We start from the raw sequence: 14,925 nt of genomic DNA on the forward strand, positions 1-14,925 counted from the left end.
CGAATAACCCTCACCCTAGCCCTCTCCCGCAGGAGAGGGAACAAGAGTTCTAGCGCCCCTCTGCGGGAGCTAATATTGAGTCAAAATCTCATACCCGCTAGTAGTGACGACTAGCGTATGTTCACACTGCGCCGACAGCTTGCGGTCTTTCGTCAACGCCGTCCATTTGTCTTTCATCACCTCAACTTCCCAGGTGCCCTCGTTGATCATTGGCTCGATCGTAAACACCATTCCAGGACGCAGTTTTTTGCCCGTGCCCCGTTTGCCATAGTGAGGAATTTGAGGCGCTGTATGAAAGATGTTGCTGATCCCATGTCCGACAAAATCTTTCACTACTGAGAAGCCCTGAGACTCTGCATAGTCTTGAATGGCTGCTCCGATATCGCCGATTTTGGCTCCTGGCTTGACTTGCTCAATGCCCAGTTGACGACACTTATCAGTCACTTCAACTAAGCGCCTTGCTAGAGGTGACGGTTCGCCCACAAAATACATTTTAGAGGTGTCGCCGTGATAGCCCTCGACAATCAGCGTCACGTCAATATTAATAATGTCACCATCTTTAAGAATTTGTCTCGCGTTTGGGATGCCGTGACAAACGACTTCGTTGACGCTCGTGCAAATCGACTTTGGAAACCCGTGATAGCCTAAAGGTGCGCTTTTTGCCCCGTGAGCCTGAGTCCAACGTTCGGCTTCGTCGTTGAGTTTAAGGGTGCTGACCCCTGGCTTTACGAGAGGTTCTAAATAGTCTAATAGCTCTGCTGCCAAGCGTCCGGCTCGGCGCATTTTTTCGATCTCGCGACTAGAGAGGAGGGTGATAACTTCTTGTTCCATAAGAATATTGTAGCTTTGGATGCTTGGGGAAAGAGCGTTGTTGACATGAAGCCGCAGAGCAACCGCATCCAAATGTATCAAAAATATAGACTACTTTTTCACTAAAAATCCCCGACTCGGTTAAAGAAGTTGGGGATTTGGGAGATCTATAAAGGTGAGCTTCACACCTCAAATTAGGTTGCTGTCATCAGAATATTCGTCAAACAGCCCCTGTCCCTCTACCACGCTGGTCGTCCTCTTCGGTCAGCTCGCCTTGACTGCTCTGGTTAACTTCTTTCAGCTCTTCAGCACGGGCTGCTTTGTCTGCTTCAGCTTGCGCCGTCGCATCACCCGGAGTTTCGTAGTACATTTCTGGCTCGATCGCGTAGTTATTCACCAGTCCTTCTTTATCTACGGTGTAGCCATCAGTGGTGCGAATGCTTCCTGAATCGGTTTGGTCATCAGTAGGGGCACCTGCTTCTCGCTCTTCTGTGGGGTGGGTTTTAAAGAGGTTGCCTTCTCGTTCGCGACGCGCTGCTGTTTCGGCTGGAATGATGTGAGCGTCGTAGCTATCGTCTTCGACTCGATCAGCACTGTCAGACGCGATATTTCTCTTAGTGTTGTTTTCTAAATTAGACATAATGCAGAACCTCGTTAAAGAATAGTTTGTAACGTCGAGGTTCAGACTACGGTTTTTAGTATCTTCAGTCACACTATCTCAAGGTATGGATTAGTCCATAAAAAAGCTAGTTTCGTCTATCTTTGGGAATATAACTCTTCTCATTCCCGCTACTCGGTGAGAATTTGGGCATCACCTTTGAGTGGTCAGCTTTACAGAGGGAGCTATCAGCTTTTTAGCAAATTTACTTCTAACGATAGGGATAAATTTGACTGAAATTTCTTATTTTTTAAAGAGTCATTGCCTTTATGTAATGGTCAGATTTTTTGATATAGGAACGTAGACTATGCGCTTACAGGACGGCTTTAAGCTCGTTAAAGACACGGTGGCAGAATGGAGCGAAGACAACGTGCCGCTTTTAGCTGCTGCATTGGCATACTACACGGTGTTTTCTCTCGCCCCTTTACTGCTGATTGCGATCGCCATTGCCGGGTTCTTTTTTGGCGAAGAGGCAGCACGCGGAGAAATCATCGGACAGATTCAGGGATTAGTGGGTATAGAAGGGGCACAAGCGATTCAGGCGATGATTCAAAACGCGAATCGACCGGGATCAGGAGGCACGACCGCAACCATTATCGGAGTGGTCGTTCTGTTGTTTGGTGCCTCTGGTGTGTTTGGTCAACTGCAGGTTGCTCTCAACACTATTTGGGAAGTTAAGCCAAAGCCCGGGAACGGCATTAAAAGCTTTATTCAATCTCGATTTTTATCATTTGCAATGGTATTAGTCATCGGATTTTTATTATTAGTTTCACTCGTTCTATCAGCCGTTCTAGCAGGAGTCTCCCATTACTTCGGAAGTTTGGTTCCGGGATTTTTAATTGTTGGTCAGACTGTTAACTTTGTCATTTCGTTTGGCGTAGTTACGGTTTTGATTGCAGGAATTTATAAATTCTTACCTGACGTTGACATTCCTTGGAAAAATCTTTGGGTCGGTGCAGGTGTGACGGCTCTGTTATTTAACTTGGGTAAATTTTTGCTTGGGCTTTATCTCGGAAGTAGTAGTGTCAGTTCGGCTTATGGGGCAGCAGGTTCGTTGGTTGTGGTGCTGATTTGGGTGTTTTATTCTGCCCAGATTTTGCTATTTGGGGCAGAGTTTACCCAGGTTTATTCTAAATATCGGGGGCTGCCGATCGAGCCTTCTAAACACGCAGTTCGAGTCCCTAAGCAGTCCGACAAGTCACCCAACAAACCCTCTACTATTCAGCACTCGGCGCATCGTCGAACTCCTTACGTGCAGTATGCGATCGGACTACTGGGTTCTGTCGTGACGATCGGTGGAATGCTGCGTCGAAAACCTCAGTCGAAACGCAGACGAGCTAAATGATCTCAAGTTGTCCAGCCTATAACTCGCTGTCCTAAGATTTGAATCAGTCCGACCGCCGTTTGAATCACCGGAAACCCAACTAGACAAATGAAAGCAGCCCGACGAGTCCGACAATCTAATGCCTGACGCACGGCAACAATGACGGCAAGCAAACTCCAGGCTGCCAGCACAAACTCGATTGGTCTCCCCAACAAGGGAATCAACGTCAAAAAGTTTAGAACTTGAGGCGCATAAGCAAACCCGATCGGACTCAACAAATCGCTGTAAGTGGGGTCGATGGGCTTGATCCACTGTCCGACCTTCCAAATGGTGAATGCCCAAAAATAGTAGCCCACTACAATGCTCAAGCCATTGAACAAAAGTGCGACGAAAAACACCGGAACGGTTGCTCGATTGATCAGCAAAATCACGGCACTTCCCAGCATATGAGAAACGGCGGCTAACAGCACGATCGCCAGTGCCAGACGGTGATTTTTGGGCGTGTTGCGAACGTTTTCATAAAGATCAGCATTGAGCATTAGAGCGCTGATTAACGTCCTCCAAAATCCTTCTTGTGACGATTGATGTCTCACGCCGATACCCTAAAATCTGATTCCTTTGCAGCAATACTCTACTCTATTAGGGGAGTCTATCTGAGTGAAATGCTGCGGTGATTGAACGAATTTTACGGCGACTGAGAGGCGACACTTTAAAGCTGCTGGTCGTAGCAGGAATCTGGCTATTGATTTGGGGAACGGTTGCCCCAATCGGCACATTGGTTTGGTGGCTGAGTCAAAGTGCAGAAAGTCTAGGTTTGAAAAAACAGGAGCCAAGACGACTGCAAGCCAGCAATCCGGCGACTGCAAAATCAGCGAAACGGACGATCGACTGCTACATCGTCTACTTGCCTGGAGTGGGCGACTTTTCGGCGAACCAGTTGACTGCGGGCGAAGAGTTCTTCTTAAATCGGTTAGAACAACTTCACCCTAACTGTGCGACGGTTCGCGATGTATTTCCTTATTCAGTTGCCAACAAAGATTTAGGCGGAGAACGGTTTCTAGCCCCTCTGTGGAAGGCGGCTGAGAAAGCAGACGGCTGGTTTAAGACTGCAAATGTCTTGATTAAAATTCGGAATCTTTGGCGATTTGCGATCGCTGCTGACGATCGCTATGGGGTCGTTTATGGGCGAGGAATCGCTGCAGCAGTGGTCGATCGCATGAATGCCGTTCATCCAATTCCACAGTCTCCTGAACAGCCCATTAATTTGATTTTGCTGGGCACCAGTGGCGGCGTGCAGGTGGCGTTAGGAGCGGTTCCTTATCTTCACGATCGTCTGCCAGCTAAGATCACAGTGGTGTCAGCCGGGGGCGCATTCGATGGAGAAGCAGGCTTTAACACGGTCGAACAGGTCTATCACCTCAAAGGTCAACGTGACTGGGTTGAAGGCATTCCTCGCATCGTATTTTCCTCTCGGTGGAGTTGGACGATTGGCTCTCCATTTAACCAGGCAAAACAGCAGGGACGCTTTCACTTTTTAGAGAGTGGTAATCACACGCATGATGGCGATCAAGGCTATTTTGGGCAAGCGATCGTCGATGGCACAAAAATAACCTACGCAGAGCTAACTCTGCAACACGTCAATCAGCTACCAATCTGGTCAATCAAATAATCAAGTCAATGACTTAAGATTTTGTGAGTTTTGTCACTCGATCTACTCCGGGCTGTCGCTCTGGGTGCCGCGTATACCAATAAGCCCAAGCGATTAACACAGCTTGAAATGGAAGCCTTACCCAATACAAAATTGGCTGGTGAGGGATGCCCTCGATCGCAATCTGATTAACTGCCATGTTAATGTTAGCGGGGAACACTGCAAGGAATAGTGCAATCAATCCCCAAGCAGCCGCGACACTCACAACTGGAATCAGTAAACCAATGCCGCCAAGAATTTCAAAAAAACCACTAATATACACGAGTGCTAATGGGTTAGGAAGCTGCGGCGGCACAATGCGAACAAATGGAATAGGAGTCAGAAAGTGAGTGGTTCCTACCACAATTATTGACACTGAGAGAATCACTCGTAAAATCTCTTTTCGTCGATTTGTGGAAATGCTTAAAGACATAGCTTATTAAGAGGTAAATATTTACCCGTAGTTTAGCGACAGACAAAGAAAACTTCATCTAGCCGACGGAGGGTTATTAAAACAAAAATCCTCTCTCTCGGTGTCAGCTAAAAGGCTCACCCTCAGGATAGAGGTGCTTATTATCACCTCGCTTTACTATCACCATAAGATTTAAATTCTATCGATCGTGAAAGTAGTCAATAGCGCTCAACCTCTATTAAAGACTTGTTCTCATCCTGCATCTATTCCTGAGTTGTTCACTCGAACGACTCATATCGCTGATGATGCTTTTTTAAACGCTGCCAATCTCGATCGCGTAGGCGCGTTTCCTCATCAAGAGTTTGAGCAAATTGCAAAAGCGGGGTTGTTGTCAGCCCCTCTCGATCGCCGATTGGGCGGACTCGGTTTAGGCATTGAGGCGGCTGTAACCCGCGATCTGCTGCACATTCTCAAGCAATTTGGGCATGGCAATCTAGCCGTCGGGCGCATCTATGAGGGGCATGTCAACGCCCTACAGCTCATTCAAACCTTCGGGACTCAGGCTCAGATAGAAGCCTATGCCAAAGATGTCCGCGATCGGCACAAAATCTTTGGAGTTTGGAACGCTGAATCCGCCGATGGAGTCAAGCTGATTCCTCTTGAAACGGGTCGCTATCGGCTGGAAGGCTGCAAAACTTTTGCATCAGGATGCGGGTACGTCGATCGTCCGTTTGTTAACGGCTCGTTGCCCGACGGACGTTGGCAAATGTGTATCGTGCCGATGGATCAAGTCGCAACCGTCAGCGATCCGTCTTGGTGGCAGCCATCAGGAATGCGGGCAACCGCTAGTTATAAAGTCGATTTTAGCGGAGTCGAACTCGATGCCAGTGCTTTAATCGGGCAACCCAATGACTACTATCGTCAACCTTGGCTGTCTGTCGGGGTGATTCGCTTTGCGGCGGTGCAGCTTGGAGGAGCCGAAGCGCTATTTGACGAAACTCGAAAATTTTTGCAGAGTTTGGGGCGCACCCAAGACCCTTACCAAGAAGAACGATTGGGGAAAATGGCGATCGCCCTAGAAAGTGGCAATCTTTGGCTCAAGGGTGCCGCAGAATTCATCGCCGCCTACTCGCCCATTTTTGCGGGATCTCCGATCGTGCCACACCCGCAAGCCGAGCAACTGGTTGCATACGCCAATATGGTGCGATCGGAGATTGAGAAAATCTGCATGGAGGTGATCCAAGCCTGTGAGCGCTCAGTCGGAACACGGGGATTACTGCCCCCAACCCCGATCGAGCGCATTATTCGAGATCTCACCTTATACTTGCGTCAACCTGCCTTTGATGCCGCTCTTGCCAATGTTGGACAGTATGTGTTGACTCACCCAACTGCTGCTAAAAGTCTGTGGTCTCATGGATAAAGGGTCGGTGCATGAATCACTCTTTACAAATCCAACGAAACTGCCGTTTCGATCGTTCACGTCACACGACCCAGTTTTAGTCGTCGCGCCCCATCCTGATAATGAAACGCTGGGCTGTGGAGGTGCGATCGCGCTACTGCGTTCACGTCGCTGTCAGGTGTCGGTGTTGGTGATCAGTGATGGCACGATGTCGCATCCTCGATCGCGCAAATATCCTCCTTCAGTTTTGCAGCAGTTGCGTCAGAAAGAAACGCTAGACGCGCTGAAGATACTCGGAGTCGATCCTACAACTGTGACGTTTTTGCGACTGCCTGACGGGACAATTTCGACCTTGGCAACCTTGGAGGAAAATCAGTCGGCGTGTGGTGCTTATTTGAAGGAGATATTGCCCAAAACGATCTTTCTTCCGTGGCGTTCTGATCCGCACCCTGATCATCAAGCCACTTGGCAGCTCATTCACGCAGCCATTGCTTATTTGCCATTTACTCCTCGGCTAATTGAGTATCCCATTTGGGATTGGGACTTAGATCAGCGCGGCGATTCTCCCAATACTGATCGGATTGTGGGGTGGCGACTTGATATTGAGTCCGTGCTGTCGCTCAAAAAACAGGCGATCGCCGCCTATCGATCGCAGACCACTGATTTGATTGATGACGATCCCAACGGCTTTCGATTAACGCCTGAGATGTTGGAAAATTTTGTGCGCCCCTGGGAAGTCTATTTTGAGGAAATTCAGTGAATCCAAATCAGCCAAATTCTCTGCCGCCGAGCTATTTTGACGACCTTTACCGAGCCGACCCTGACCCCTGGAGATTCGAGACGAGCGACTATGAAGCGAGTAAATATGCGGCAACGATCGCGGCGTTTCCCAAACCTCGATATCAGTCAGCGTTAGAAATCGGTGGCTCGATCGGAGTCTTGACTGAGAAATTAGCCGATCGCTGTGATTTGCTGTGGTCGATCGACGTGTCTCAACTGGCACAAGATCAGGCAATTCAGCGCTGTCAGCATCTCTCTCAGGTTCACTTTCAAATTATGCGAGTGCCAGAGCAGTTTCCCGATCAAACGTTTGACTTAATTCTCGTGTCAGAAGTCGGCTATTACTGGAGTTGGGACGATTTACGATCATCACAGCAACAGATCCTAAATCAGCTAGAACCAGGCGGACATCTGCTCTTAGTGCACTGGACTCTTTACGCAAAAGACTATCCCTTAAGCGGCGATGAAGTGCACGATGCGTTTCTTGAGCTGTCACCCACCCATCTTCGACATTTAGACGGGCGACGCGAAGAGCAATATCGTCTCGATTTGTTTGAAAGAACAACACCGCGACTTAGACCCAGATCAACCCAATAATCTCTCACAAGACAGATTTCAAGCGAGAAGTGAAACCTACACAATTGTCTCTAACCAGAGTGATCAAATTTCAAAGTTTTAATGAACACAGACCACCCGTTTTTTAGGAGATGGAGCAGCGATCGTGACGCAGAGTAACCACTCGCAGACTGTTGCTAGTCAATCGGTTTCGGCATCAAAAGAGTTTTCTCAGCCCCTTGTTCAGGTTCCGATTTCTCTCGGCTGCGAGGCTTGTGTCATTGTTCCCATTCGCAATGAAGCTGCAACGCTAGAGGCAACGCTAACGGCATTCACAAATCAACTCGACTTAAACGCTAAACCTTTAGACCTCGATCGCTACGAGATTATTCTATTAGCCAATAACTGTAGTGATGGCTCGGTGACGACCGCCCGTCAGTTTGCCCAGCGTTATCCTCGCTTAACTCTGCACATTGTCGAAAAAACGCTGCCACCTTCCGAAGCGTATATTGGTCGAGTTCGGCAAATGTTGATGAATGAGGCTCATCGTCGTCTGAATGATCTAGGGCACAAACGTAGCGTAATTGCCTCCACAGACGGAGATTCTCAGGTTAGCCCCACTTGGATTGCAGCCGTCTTACACGAAATTGCGAACGGTGCCGATGCAGTAGGCGGACGAATTGTGCTTGACCCATCAGGCTTGGCTCGGTTGCATCCTCACGCTAGAGCCTGTCATTTGCGAGAAGTCGGCTATCGATCGCTGATCGCAGAGTTAGAAAGCTATCTCGACCCTGACCCCTGCGACCCCTTTCCGCGTCACTATCAGCACTATGGGGCAAGTCTGGCAGTCACTGCAGAAATGTATGCTCAAGCGGGAGGACTGCCGCTCGTGCGATCGCCCGAAGATGTGGCGCTTTATCGAGCGTTGCTGCGGGTGAATGCTCGATTTCGTCATAGCCCGATCGTGCGAGTGGTGACATCGGCACGACAAACCGGACGCACTCAAATCGGACTCGCAAATCAACTAAATGAGTGGACAACAATGGGACAACAGCCGTTTTTAGTCGAATCAGCCGGGGCGATCGCAACCCGTTTACGTGCCCGTCAACAACTTAGAACACTTTGGCTACAAATTCTTAACGGCTATCAGCCAGTATTAGTAAACGTTGAACCGATTGCTGCCGAATTAGGGATTTCAATACGCTGGTTAATGCAAGAAATATCGCAGCCACAAACCTTTGGATTGCTATTTGAACGAGTTGAGCAACGCCAGCAAGAAGAAAAAATCTGGGCAGAAAAATGGGCACTCGTAGATATTAGACATGCAATTCAAGACCTGCGATCGTGCTTAAAAAGATTCAGGTCAGAAGAGTCTAGGGTTCTAATTTCAGCCTGACTTCTAGACTAGACCTCCTGCACGAATCCTTCGCCCTCACCCTAAGGAGAGGGAACAAGAGGTTCTATAGCAATCCTTAATCAGTTGTAACCTCGGTCTGCCCTCCTCACGAAGTGGGGCTTGCCCCACTTCGTGAGGAGGGCTGTCTGGATTCACGCAGGAGGTCTACTCTATCGTTTAAGAACTAGCAGCGATCACAATTCGAGCGCAGGCTTCTGCATCTGAAAGCGCGTGGTGATGCAACAAATCAATGTCGAGGTGTTGACACACATCAGGGAGTTTAGTGGGATAGATTCTCCAAGTTTGACGAGCAAGCTGCACGGTGCAAACAAACGGTTGAGATGGGTGAGGAATGCTATAGGCATCGCAACAGGCATAAAGCACTCCTCGATCGAAACTGGCATTATGAGCCGCAATAAATTCAACCCCTTGAAGTAAAGGTGTCAGCGTCTCCCACAGCTCACCAAAGGTCGGCTGATCTTCGACATCGCGCCAATGAATGCCGTGAACATAAGAAAACCGAAAAGATCGGCGAGGCGGACGAATCAACGCATGAACTCGCTGCACAATCTGATTATCTTCGACGCGAATTAGCCCGATCGAGCAAGCGCTGTCTCTCCCATGATCTGCCGTCTCAAAATCTAATGCCACAAACGATTTTATTTGCTGCCCAACACGCGCCATACGATAAAAAACGTAAACGACAAATAGCTAAATACGATGATCCACTCTAACCAACTAGCTGACAGGGTTGCAAAAGTCTCATTCATCCGCAAGTCCTCTCTAACTCATCAATCGACCTTACTTTACTTGTTCAGAGCAACTTTCAGCAAAAGGTATGTTGACAAATAGACATTGAGTTCAACGAAAATCGACTTTTTAAGGTATAATCAGCAACATATAGATTAACAAAGTGGGATACCGAGTGCCGAGTTCTTTAAGTGCTAAAAGAAATTAACCGCTCTCTGACAAGGCTCAGAAGAAGAAGCTAGCCCATTACATACACTCCCAGCAGAAGTTTTAGAGGCAACTGCCTGGGTCAATTCACTACAAAGGTTGAGTTTCCATTGAAAATTCAAGCAGTCAATATAGAGTCTGGCGATCGCATCATTGCTTATTGCAACAACAAGATGCAGATTTGTACCGTGAAACGTGTCATCGATCCAGATTTGAACAATATTACTCTATCTGTTTTTACCTCTGAGAGTTCCCGAAATTCACTGTCTCGTGTGTTGCGGTTTCAGCGCGATGCTTTGGTTGAACTGCACACCAAAGTAACCCCAGCGGATATGTGAACACCGGCTTGAGGTGCCCATAGCCTTAGGCGGTTTTACGCTCTTCAAGACTTGTGTTTAGCAAATTCTAAAGATGTCTGTCGCCCTTAATTCACACGAGATGCATCAGGGTTTCAACCAATTGTTGATTTTGTTCATCGGTGCCGATCGTGATCCGCAATTTGTCTGACAAACCCGATCGGTTAAAATAGCGCACTAAAATTCCCTTTTCTTTCAGTGCGAGATAACGCTGCTCTGCATTTCCCGTAGGAGGCTGTGTGAGCAGAAAGTTAGCTTGAGACTCCCACAGCCCAAAGCCAAGATTTTTGAGAGCAGAAAACAGGGTTGAACGAGATGATTTAACTCGTTCTGCACATCTGTTTTTATAGGACTGATCTCGCATCGCAGCCGCTCCGATCGCGCACGCGATCGCGTCAATATTATAGCTATCTTTTACCTTAAACAATCCACTCAACAGAGTCGGATTTGCAATGCCAAAACCGAGCCGTAACCCTGCTAGAGAATATCCTTTCGATAATGTGCGAGTGATAATTACGTTGTTGAATTCTTTCACGAGTGGTAACGCTGTCTGATCAGCAAAGTCAACGTATGCTTCATCAATGACTAATACGCCTGATAATCGAGCGGCTAATTCTCGAAGATTAGCGATCGAGACACTATGACCTGAAGGACTATTCGGTGTAGCAATCAGAGTGACGGCACCATCTGCCGCAACGAGTTCCTCGATCGGTAACGCATAATCATCGCCATAAGGCACTTCGACGGGTTCAGCAACCTGCACCTCGGTTAACGTCTGATACAACACATACGTTGGAGTGGGGTAAACGACTTTACGCCCCAGTTCTGCACAGGTGCGAATGATCACATTTAATAAGTCATCGCTGCCGTTGCCAACAATCATCCAATCTGCTGGAACCCCTAACGCATCGCTTGCCGCTTGACGAAACTCATTCGCAAATGGATCTGGATAGCGTCGCAGCCACTCACTGTCTAAAGTCCGCAGCACCTCCATCGCGGCAGGAGATGGAGGATAAGGATTTTCGTTGGTGTTGAGCTTAATGATGGGTGTTCCTGGCTTGGGCTGCTCACCGGGAACGTAGCCCGCGATCGCATCAACGCTAGGACGAAAGTAAGAGGTCATGACGGGTTCAATCTGGTGGAGTAAGACCCTCTATTTTAGGGGATGTCGTTGAAAGAACGTCCAGATTTCTTCACTGCCGTTAATCAGTGAGTTTGGTCCTGATCCGCCTCTCGGAAACAGATGTCCTACGCCTTTGAGGGTGACGAGTTCGACTTCTGATCCGGCTTGACAGTTGGGATGGCGATCGATATCTACCCGATCGTTCACGGCTCGTTTGATCCTGGATTTTGTACTGCATTGATTGCGCTGTTGCCAAAACTCGATCGAGGCTGGCACTGAGAGGATTTCTCCATAAGACAAACGACCTCCTTGCCAAGGCACTTTGCGATCGTCGGTGCCATTCGTCATCAGCATCGACACTGGACGCGATGCCTTGCAGTTGGTTTGCAGCGATGCGGGTAAGGTGGCAACCACTGAGGCAAATGCTGCAATGCGACTGGAAGATTCACACGCCAAACGCTGCACCAAAAATCCACCATTCGAGACTCCCATTGCATAAATTCGTCGGGAGTCAACGGCTCGAATCTGAGTGAGATGATCGATTAGGGCAGAGACAAACCCGACATCATCGACCTGGCTGAATAGGGATTGGCTCAAATTCCAGCGACGATCGAGTCCGTCAGGGTAAACGACCAAAAATCCTTGCTGATCCGCGAGGTCATTCAGTCCGCTACTCGCTGCCAGATCTTTGCCCTGCGAGCCATAGCCGTGAAAGGCAATCACGATCGGAAGCGGACGATCAGACCGATAAGACTTTGGAGTGTGTAAGACGTAAGTTCGGGGTTGCCCTTTGTGCGTAAGGCTGCCAACCTCATTGCCGGGACGTGCAGTCGATCGAGAAGGTTTAGAGACAGGAGTTAGAGACTGAAAGCCTTCTGCCGTAGCTTGATTGCGGCATCCAGTCGAGATGCCAATCAACATCAACAGCAGAACCCATTGAGTCAGAGTTGTTTGAAATCGAATCACACCGTTAACCTTGTTTTAAGCCTGCTTCTTCAGACGCACTCAGCGCTAACCCTGTCCAATCAAGGTCGCCTTTGCCATTTGCAACGGCTGCTAAGAGACGATCGTGCAGCAGACTCGCTAGCGGCATGGGCATCTGACTTTCTCGTGCGGTTTGCAGCGCTAGAGTGACATCTTTCAAACCCAATGAGAGCTTGAATCCAGCGGGTTCATATTGCTGCTGGGCAACCATTCGCCCATAGTTTTGATAGATCGGACAGGCGAATAACGTTTGACCGAATAACTGAGCAAGCTGTTCGCGATCGACCCCATTCTTTTCTGCCAGCGTGAATGCCTCTGCCATTGCCTCGATCGCGCTAATAATCAAAAAATTTCCCGTTAACTTGACGACATTTGCAGACTCTGCTGCGTCTCCAAAATCAAACACGCCTTGCCCCAACTGGTCTAAAACAGGTTTTACGCGCTCTTTTGCGGCTGCACTGCCAGAAAGAGCAATCCACAGTTTTCGAGCGGCGGCAGCATCGGGGCGACCAAACACGGGGGCAGCTAGATAGTGAGAACCCTGGCGATCGTGCTGTTCGGCTAATTTCTTAGAGGTTGCCGGAGACACCGTACTCATCGATAAGTGAATGCCGTCTGCTCCTAATCGGTTGATAATACCGTTTTCGCCCATCACTACATCGTCTAGCGCCTGGTCATTTGCCAACATGGTGATCACTAATCCCCGTGACTCCACGACTTCTGCGGGCGTGTGGACAAGCTTGGCTCCTTTCGCAAGGAGTGGCTGTGCTTTTTCAGGCGATCGGTTATAAACCCGAAGCGAATAGCCCGAATCCAGCAAATTGGTTGCCATTGGCAATCCCATGTTTCCTAAACCGATAAAGCCAATGTGCTGATCCATGATTTATCTCTGGTGAAGTGGTTTAGGTCAATGCAGTGTTTACTCTTCACTCAGTCTGACGGGTCGATCGATAGGAAAACTGTATCTCAAGGCAGGTTTCATCTGACTACCGAAACCTGAAGTCTGTGGAGAAAGATAAACTGAGAGAAAGACTAAGGACACACTCAAATGGCGACGAGAGAAGAGATTCTGCAAACCTTCGACCCGAATGAGATCGGAGTCGATAACGGAAATTTGTTAGGGTTGCCCTTTGATTACGAGTCAGCCAACATCATTGTGATCGGTGTGCCGTGGGAGGTAACGGTTTCTTATCGAGCAGGCACCGCTGCCGCACCGCGCCGAATCTTGGATGCTTCGCGCCAGCTAGATGTCTATGATTTTGACTATCCCGATGGTTGGAAGCAAGGCATTTTTATGGTCGAAATTGACGATCAGATTCAGCAAAAAAGTCAGGCGTTAAGACAAGACGCGACCCGAATTATTGAACAGATGGAACAGGGGCGACGAGTTGAAGATGATCCCGATTTAGTGCAGGTTTTACACACCCTTAATCAAGAATGTCAGACCGTGAATCAATGGCTATTTGACCAGACTCAAGCCGCCATGAATCAAGGCAAGCAGGTCGCAGTGATTGGCGGCGATCACAGTGTTCCGTTGGGTGCGATTCGAGCGATCGCCGATCGTTACCCCGACTTCGGAATTTTGCACATTGATGCTCATGCCGATTTGCGAGATGCCTATGAAGGGTTTGAGTTTTCTCACGCCTCGATTATGTTTAATGCGCTGAAACTGCCGCAACTATCTAAGCTCGTTCAGGTTGGCATTCGCGATATTTGTCACGACGAAATGACCCTAATTCAATCCTCGAACGGGCGGGTGTCTACCTACTACGACCCGATGCTCAAGCAAAAACTCTACGCGGGTATTTCGTGGCTAGAGATGTGCAAACAAATCGTCGCAGAATTGCCGCAGCACGTCTATATCAGTTTTGATATCGACGGACTTGACCCTAAACTTTGTCCCAACACAGGCACTCCAGTTCCGGGAGGTCTAGAGCTAGAGCAAACGATTTGTTTGTTTCGCGAGGTCGTTGAAAGTGGGCGGCAGATTGTTGGGTTTGACGTGGTTGAAGTGGGCGATGGCGAATGGGATGGCAATGTCGGGGCAAGAGCCGTCTATAAACTGTGCAATCTGATGGGATTGTCGAAGCGCAATCAGCCTGTTTGACAATCGCTACTTTGAGTTTTAAATTCCTTTGGAGCCAAGCAGCAAAAATCAAATCTGTGATAGTATCTTGTTGTAACGGAATGTTAAGGAAAGTAAATCATGCAGTCCAACAAAACGACCAGTCCTGCTTCTACCACGAACGAATATAACGGGGTCGATCGCAATGCGTTCCTCTTTGGTTTCAAGCCTCAAGCCGAACTGTGGAACGGGCGTTTAGCCATGATTGGGTTTGTTGCCTACTTGCTTTGGGATCTTGCAGGCTTCAGCGTTCTGCGTGATGTTTTGAATCTGATCAAGTAATTAGATGGCTTGAGCCAATTACCTTGATTGGTTTACAGGTGTCTGAAGCCGCACTTCGCAGCAATTCTGTCGAGCGT

Annotated in this window: 17 protein-coding genes; 9 read left to right on the forward strand and 8 right to left on the reverse strand. The window is 48.5% G+C overall.

Annotation, left to right across the window (positions count from 1 at the left end):
• Positions 1 to 69: 69 nt before the first annotated feature.
• Positions 70 to 831 (reverse strand): type I methionyl aminopeptidase, encoded by a 762-nt coding sequence (gene map / locus A8707_RS06960; protein WP_068816085.1) that lies wholly within the window; start codon positions 829 to 831, stop codon positions 70 to 72.
• Between the two features lie 199 nt (positions 832 to 1,030).
• A complete protein-coding gene (locus A8707_RS06965; protein WP_068816086.1) occupies positions 1,031 to 1,450 on the reverse strand; it encodes a hypothetical protein in 420 nt (139 codons plus the stop codon).
• A 325-nt stretch (positions 1,451 to 1,775) separates the two neighbouring features.
• Between A8707_RS06965 and A8707_RS06970 the strand changes: the two genes are divergently transcribed.
• Entirely contained in the window at positions 1,776 to 2,813 is a 1,038-nt protein-coding gene (locus A8707_RS06970; RefSeq protein WP_074382475.1) for a YihY/virulence factor BrkB family protein, read from the forward strand.
• 2 nt (positions 2,814 to 2,815) lie between these two features.
• Here A8707_RS06970 and A8707_RS06975 read toward each other — a convergent pair whose 3' ends face one another.
• The gene (locus A8707_RS06975) at positions 2,816 to 3,385 is read right to left on the reverse strand and encodes a YIP1 family protein (RefSeq protein ID WP_068816087.1); all 570 of its coding nucleotides are present in this window, start codon (positions 3,383 to 3,385) and stop codon (positions 2,816 to 2,818) included.
• Between the two features lie 77 nt (positions 3,386 to 3,462).
• Between A8707_RS06975 and A8707_RS06980 the strand changes: the two genes are divergently transcribed.
• Positions 3,463 to 4,461, forward strand: a complete 999-nt coding sequence (locus A8707_RS06980; protein WP_068816088.1) for a hypothetical protein — start codon at positions 3,463 to 3,465, stop codon at positions 4,459 to 4,461.
• Positions 4,462 to 4,474: 13 nt separating this feature from the next.
• Here A8707_RS06980 and A8707_RS06985 read toward each other — a convergent pair whose 3' ends face one another.
• Positions 4,475 to 4,912 carry a DoxX family protein gene (locus A8707_RS06985; protein ID WP_068816089.1) on the reverse strand — a complete coding sequence of 146 codons (438 nt, stop codon included), beginning with the start codon at positions 4,910 to 4,912 and terminating at the stop codon, positions 4,475 to 4,477.
• Between the two features lie 187 nt (positions 4,913 to 5,099).
• On the opposite strand from A8707_RS06985, the gene A8707_RS06990 reads away from it, so the two are divergent.
• The 4 genes from A8707_RS06990 (at position 5,100) to A8707_RS07005 (ending at position 9,021) form a co-directional block, all read left to right on the forward strand.
• Positions 5,100 to 6,311 carry an acyl-CoA dehydrogenase family protein gene (locus tag A8707_RS06990; protein WP_068816090.1) on the forward strand — a complete coding sequence of 404 codons (1,212 nt, stop codon included), beginning with the start codon at positions 5,100 to 5,102 and terminating at the stop codon, positions 6,309 to 6,311.
• Entirely contained in the window at positions 6,304 to 7,050 is a 747-nt protein-coding gene (locus A8707_RS06995; RefSeq protein WP_068816091.1) for a PIG-L deacetylase family protein, read from the forward strand. Before A8707_RS06990 ends, A8707_RS06995 begins: the two co-directional genes overlap by 8 nt.
• On the forward strand, positions 7,047 to 7,667 hold the full coding sequence (locus A8707_RS07000; RefSeq protein ID WP_068816092.1) for a class I SAM-dependent DNA methyltransferase: 621 nt from the start codon (positions 7,047 to 7,049) through the stop codon (positions 7,665 to 7,667). The genes A8707_RS06995 and A8707_RS07000 overlap by 4 nt, the downstream gene beginning before the upstream one ends.
• A 124-nt stretch (positions 7,668 to 7,791) precedes the next feature.
• The gene (locus A8707_RS07005) at positions 7,792 to 9,021 is read left to right on the forward strand and encodes a glycosyltransferase family 2 protein (RefSeq protein ID WP_068816093.1); all 1,230 of its coding nucleotides are present in this window, start codon (positions 7,792 to 7,794) and stop codon (positions 9,019 to 9,021) included.
• A 177-nt stretch (positions 9,022 to 9,198) separates the two neighbouring features.
• Here A8707_RS07005 and A8707_RS07010 read toward each other — a convergent pair whose 3' ends face one another.
• The gene (locus tag A8707_RS07010) at positions 9,199 to 9,672 is read right to left on the reverse strand and encodes a 3'-5' exonuclease (RefSeq protein WP_231947966.1); all 474 of its coding nucleotides are present in this window, start codon (positions 9,670 to 9,672) and stop codon (positions 9,199 to 9,201) included.
• A gap of 416 nt (positions 9,673 to 10,088) precedes the next feature.
• On the opposite strand from A8707_RS07010, the gene A8707_RS07015 reads away from it, so the two are divergent.
• The gene (locus A8707_RS07015) at positions 10,089 to 10,316 is read left to right on the forward strand and encodes a hypothetical protein (protein ID WP_068816094.1); all 228 of its coding nucleotides are present in this window, start codon (positions 10,089 to 10,091) and stop codon (positions 10,314 to 10,316) included.
• A 91-nt stretch (positions 10,317 to 10,407) separates the two neighbouring features.
• On the opposite strand, the gene hisC is transcribed toward A8707_RS07015, so the two are convergent.
• The 3 genes from hisC to A8707_RS07030 are packed head-to-tail and all read right to left on the reverse strand — an operon-like array spanning position 10,408 to position 13,321.
• The gene (gene hisC / locus A8707_RS07020) at positions 10,408 to 11,457 is read right to left on the reverse strand and encodes a histidinol-phosphate transaminase (protein ID WP_068816095.1); all 1,050 of its coding nucleotides are present in this window, start codon (positions 11,455 to 11,457) and stop codon (positions 10,408 to 10,410) included.
• A 30-nt stretch (positions 11,458 to 11,487) separates the two neighbouring features.
• Positions 11,488 to 12,423 (reverse strand): CE1 family esterase, encoded by a 936-nt coding sequence (locus A8707_RS07025; RefSeq protein ID WP_068816096.1) that lies wholly within the window; start codon positions 12,421 to 12,423, stop codon positions 11,488 to 11,490.
• A gap of 4 nt (positions 12,424 to 12,427) precedes the next feature.
• The gene (locus tag A8707_RS07030) at positions 12,428 to 13,321 is read right to left on the reverse strand and encodes an NAD(P)-dependent oxidoreductase (protein ID WP_068816097.1); all 894 of its coding nucleotides are present in this window, start codon (positions 13,319 to 13,321) and stop codon (positions 12,428 to 12,430) included.
• A gap of 168 nt (positions 13,322 to 13,489) precedes the next feature.
• Between A8707_RS07030 and A8707_RS07035 the strand changes: the two genes are divergently transcribed.
• Both A8707_RS07035 and A8707_RS07040 read left to right on the forward strand, forming a co-directional pair.
• Positions 13,490 to 14,548, forward strand: coding sequence for an agmatinase family protein (locus A8707_RS07035; protein WP_068816098.1), 1,059 nt, complete (start codon positions 13,490 to 13,492; stop codon positions 14,546 to 14,548).
• 99 nt (positions 14,549 to 14,647) lie between these two features.
• Positions 14,648 to 14,848, forward strand: a complete 201-nt coding sequence (locus A8707_RS07040; RefSeq protein WP_068816099.1) for a chlorophyll a/b-binding protein — start codon at positions 14,648 to 14,650, stop codon at positions 14,846 to 14,848.
• Positions 14,849 to 14,925 lie beyond the last annotated feature (77 nt).

Source organism: Phormidesmis priestleyi BC1401 (assembly GCF_001650195.1).
GTDB classification, from domain to species: Bacteria; Cyanobacteriota; Cyanobacteriia; order Leptolyngbyales; family Leptolyngbyaceae; genus Phormidesmis_A; species Phormidesmis_A priestleyi_B.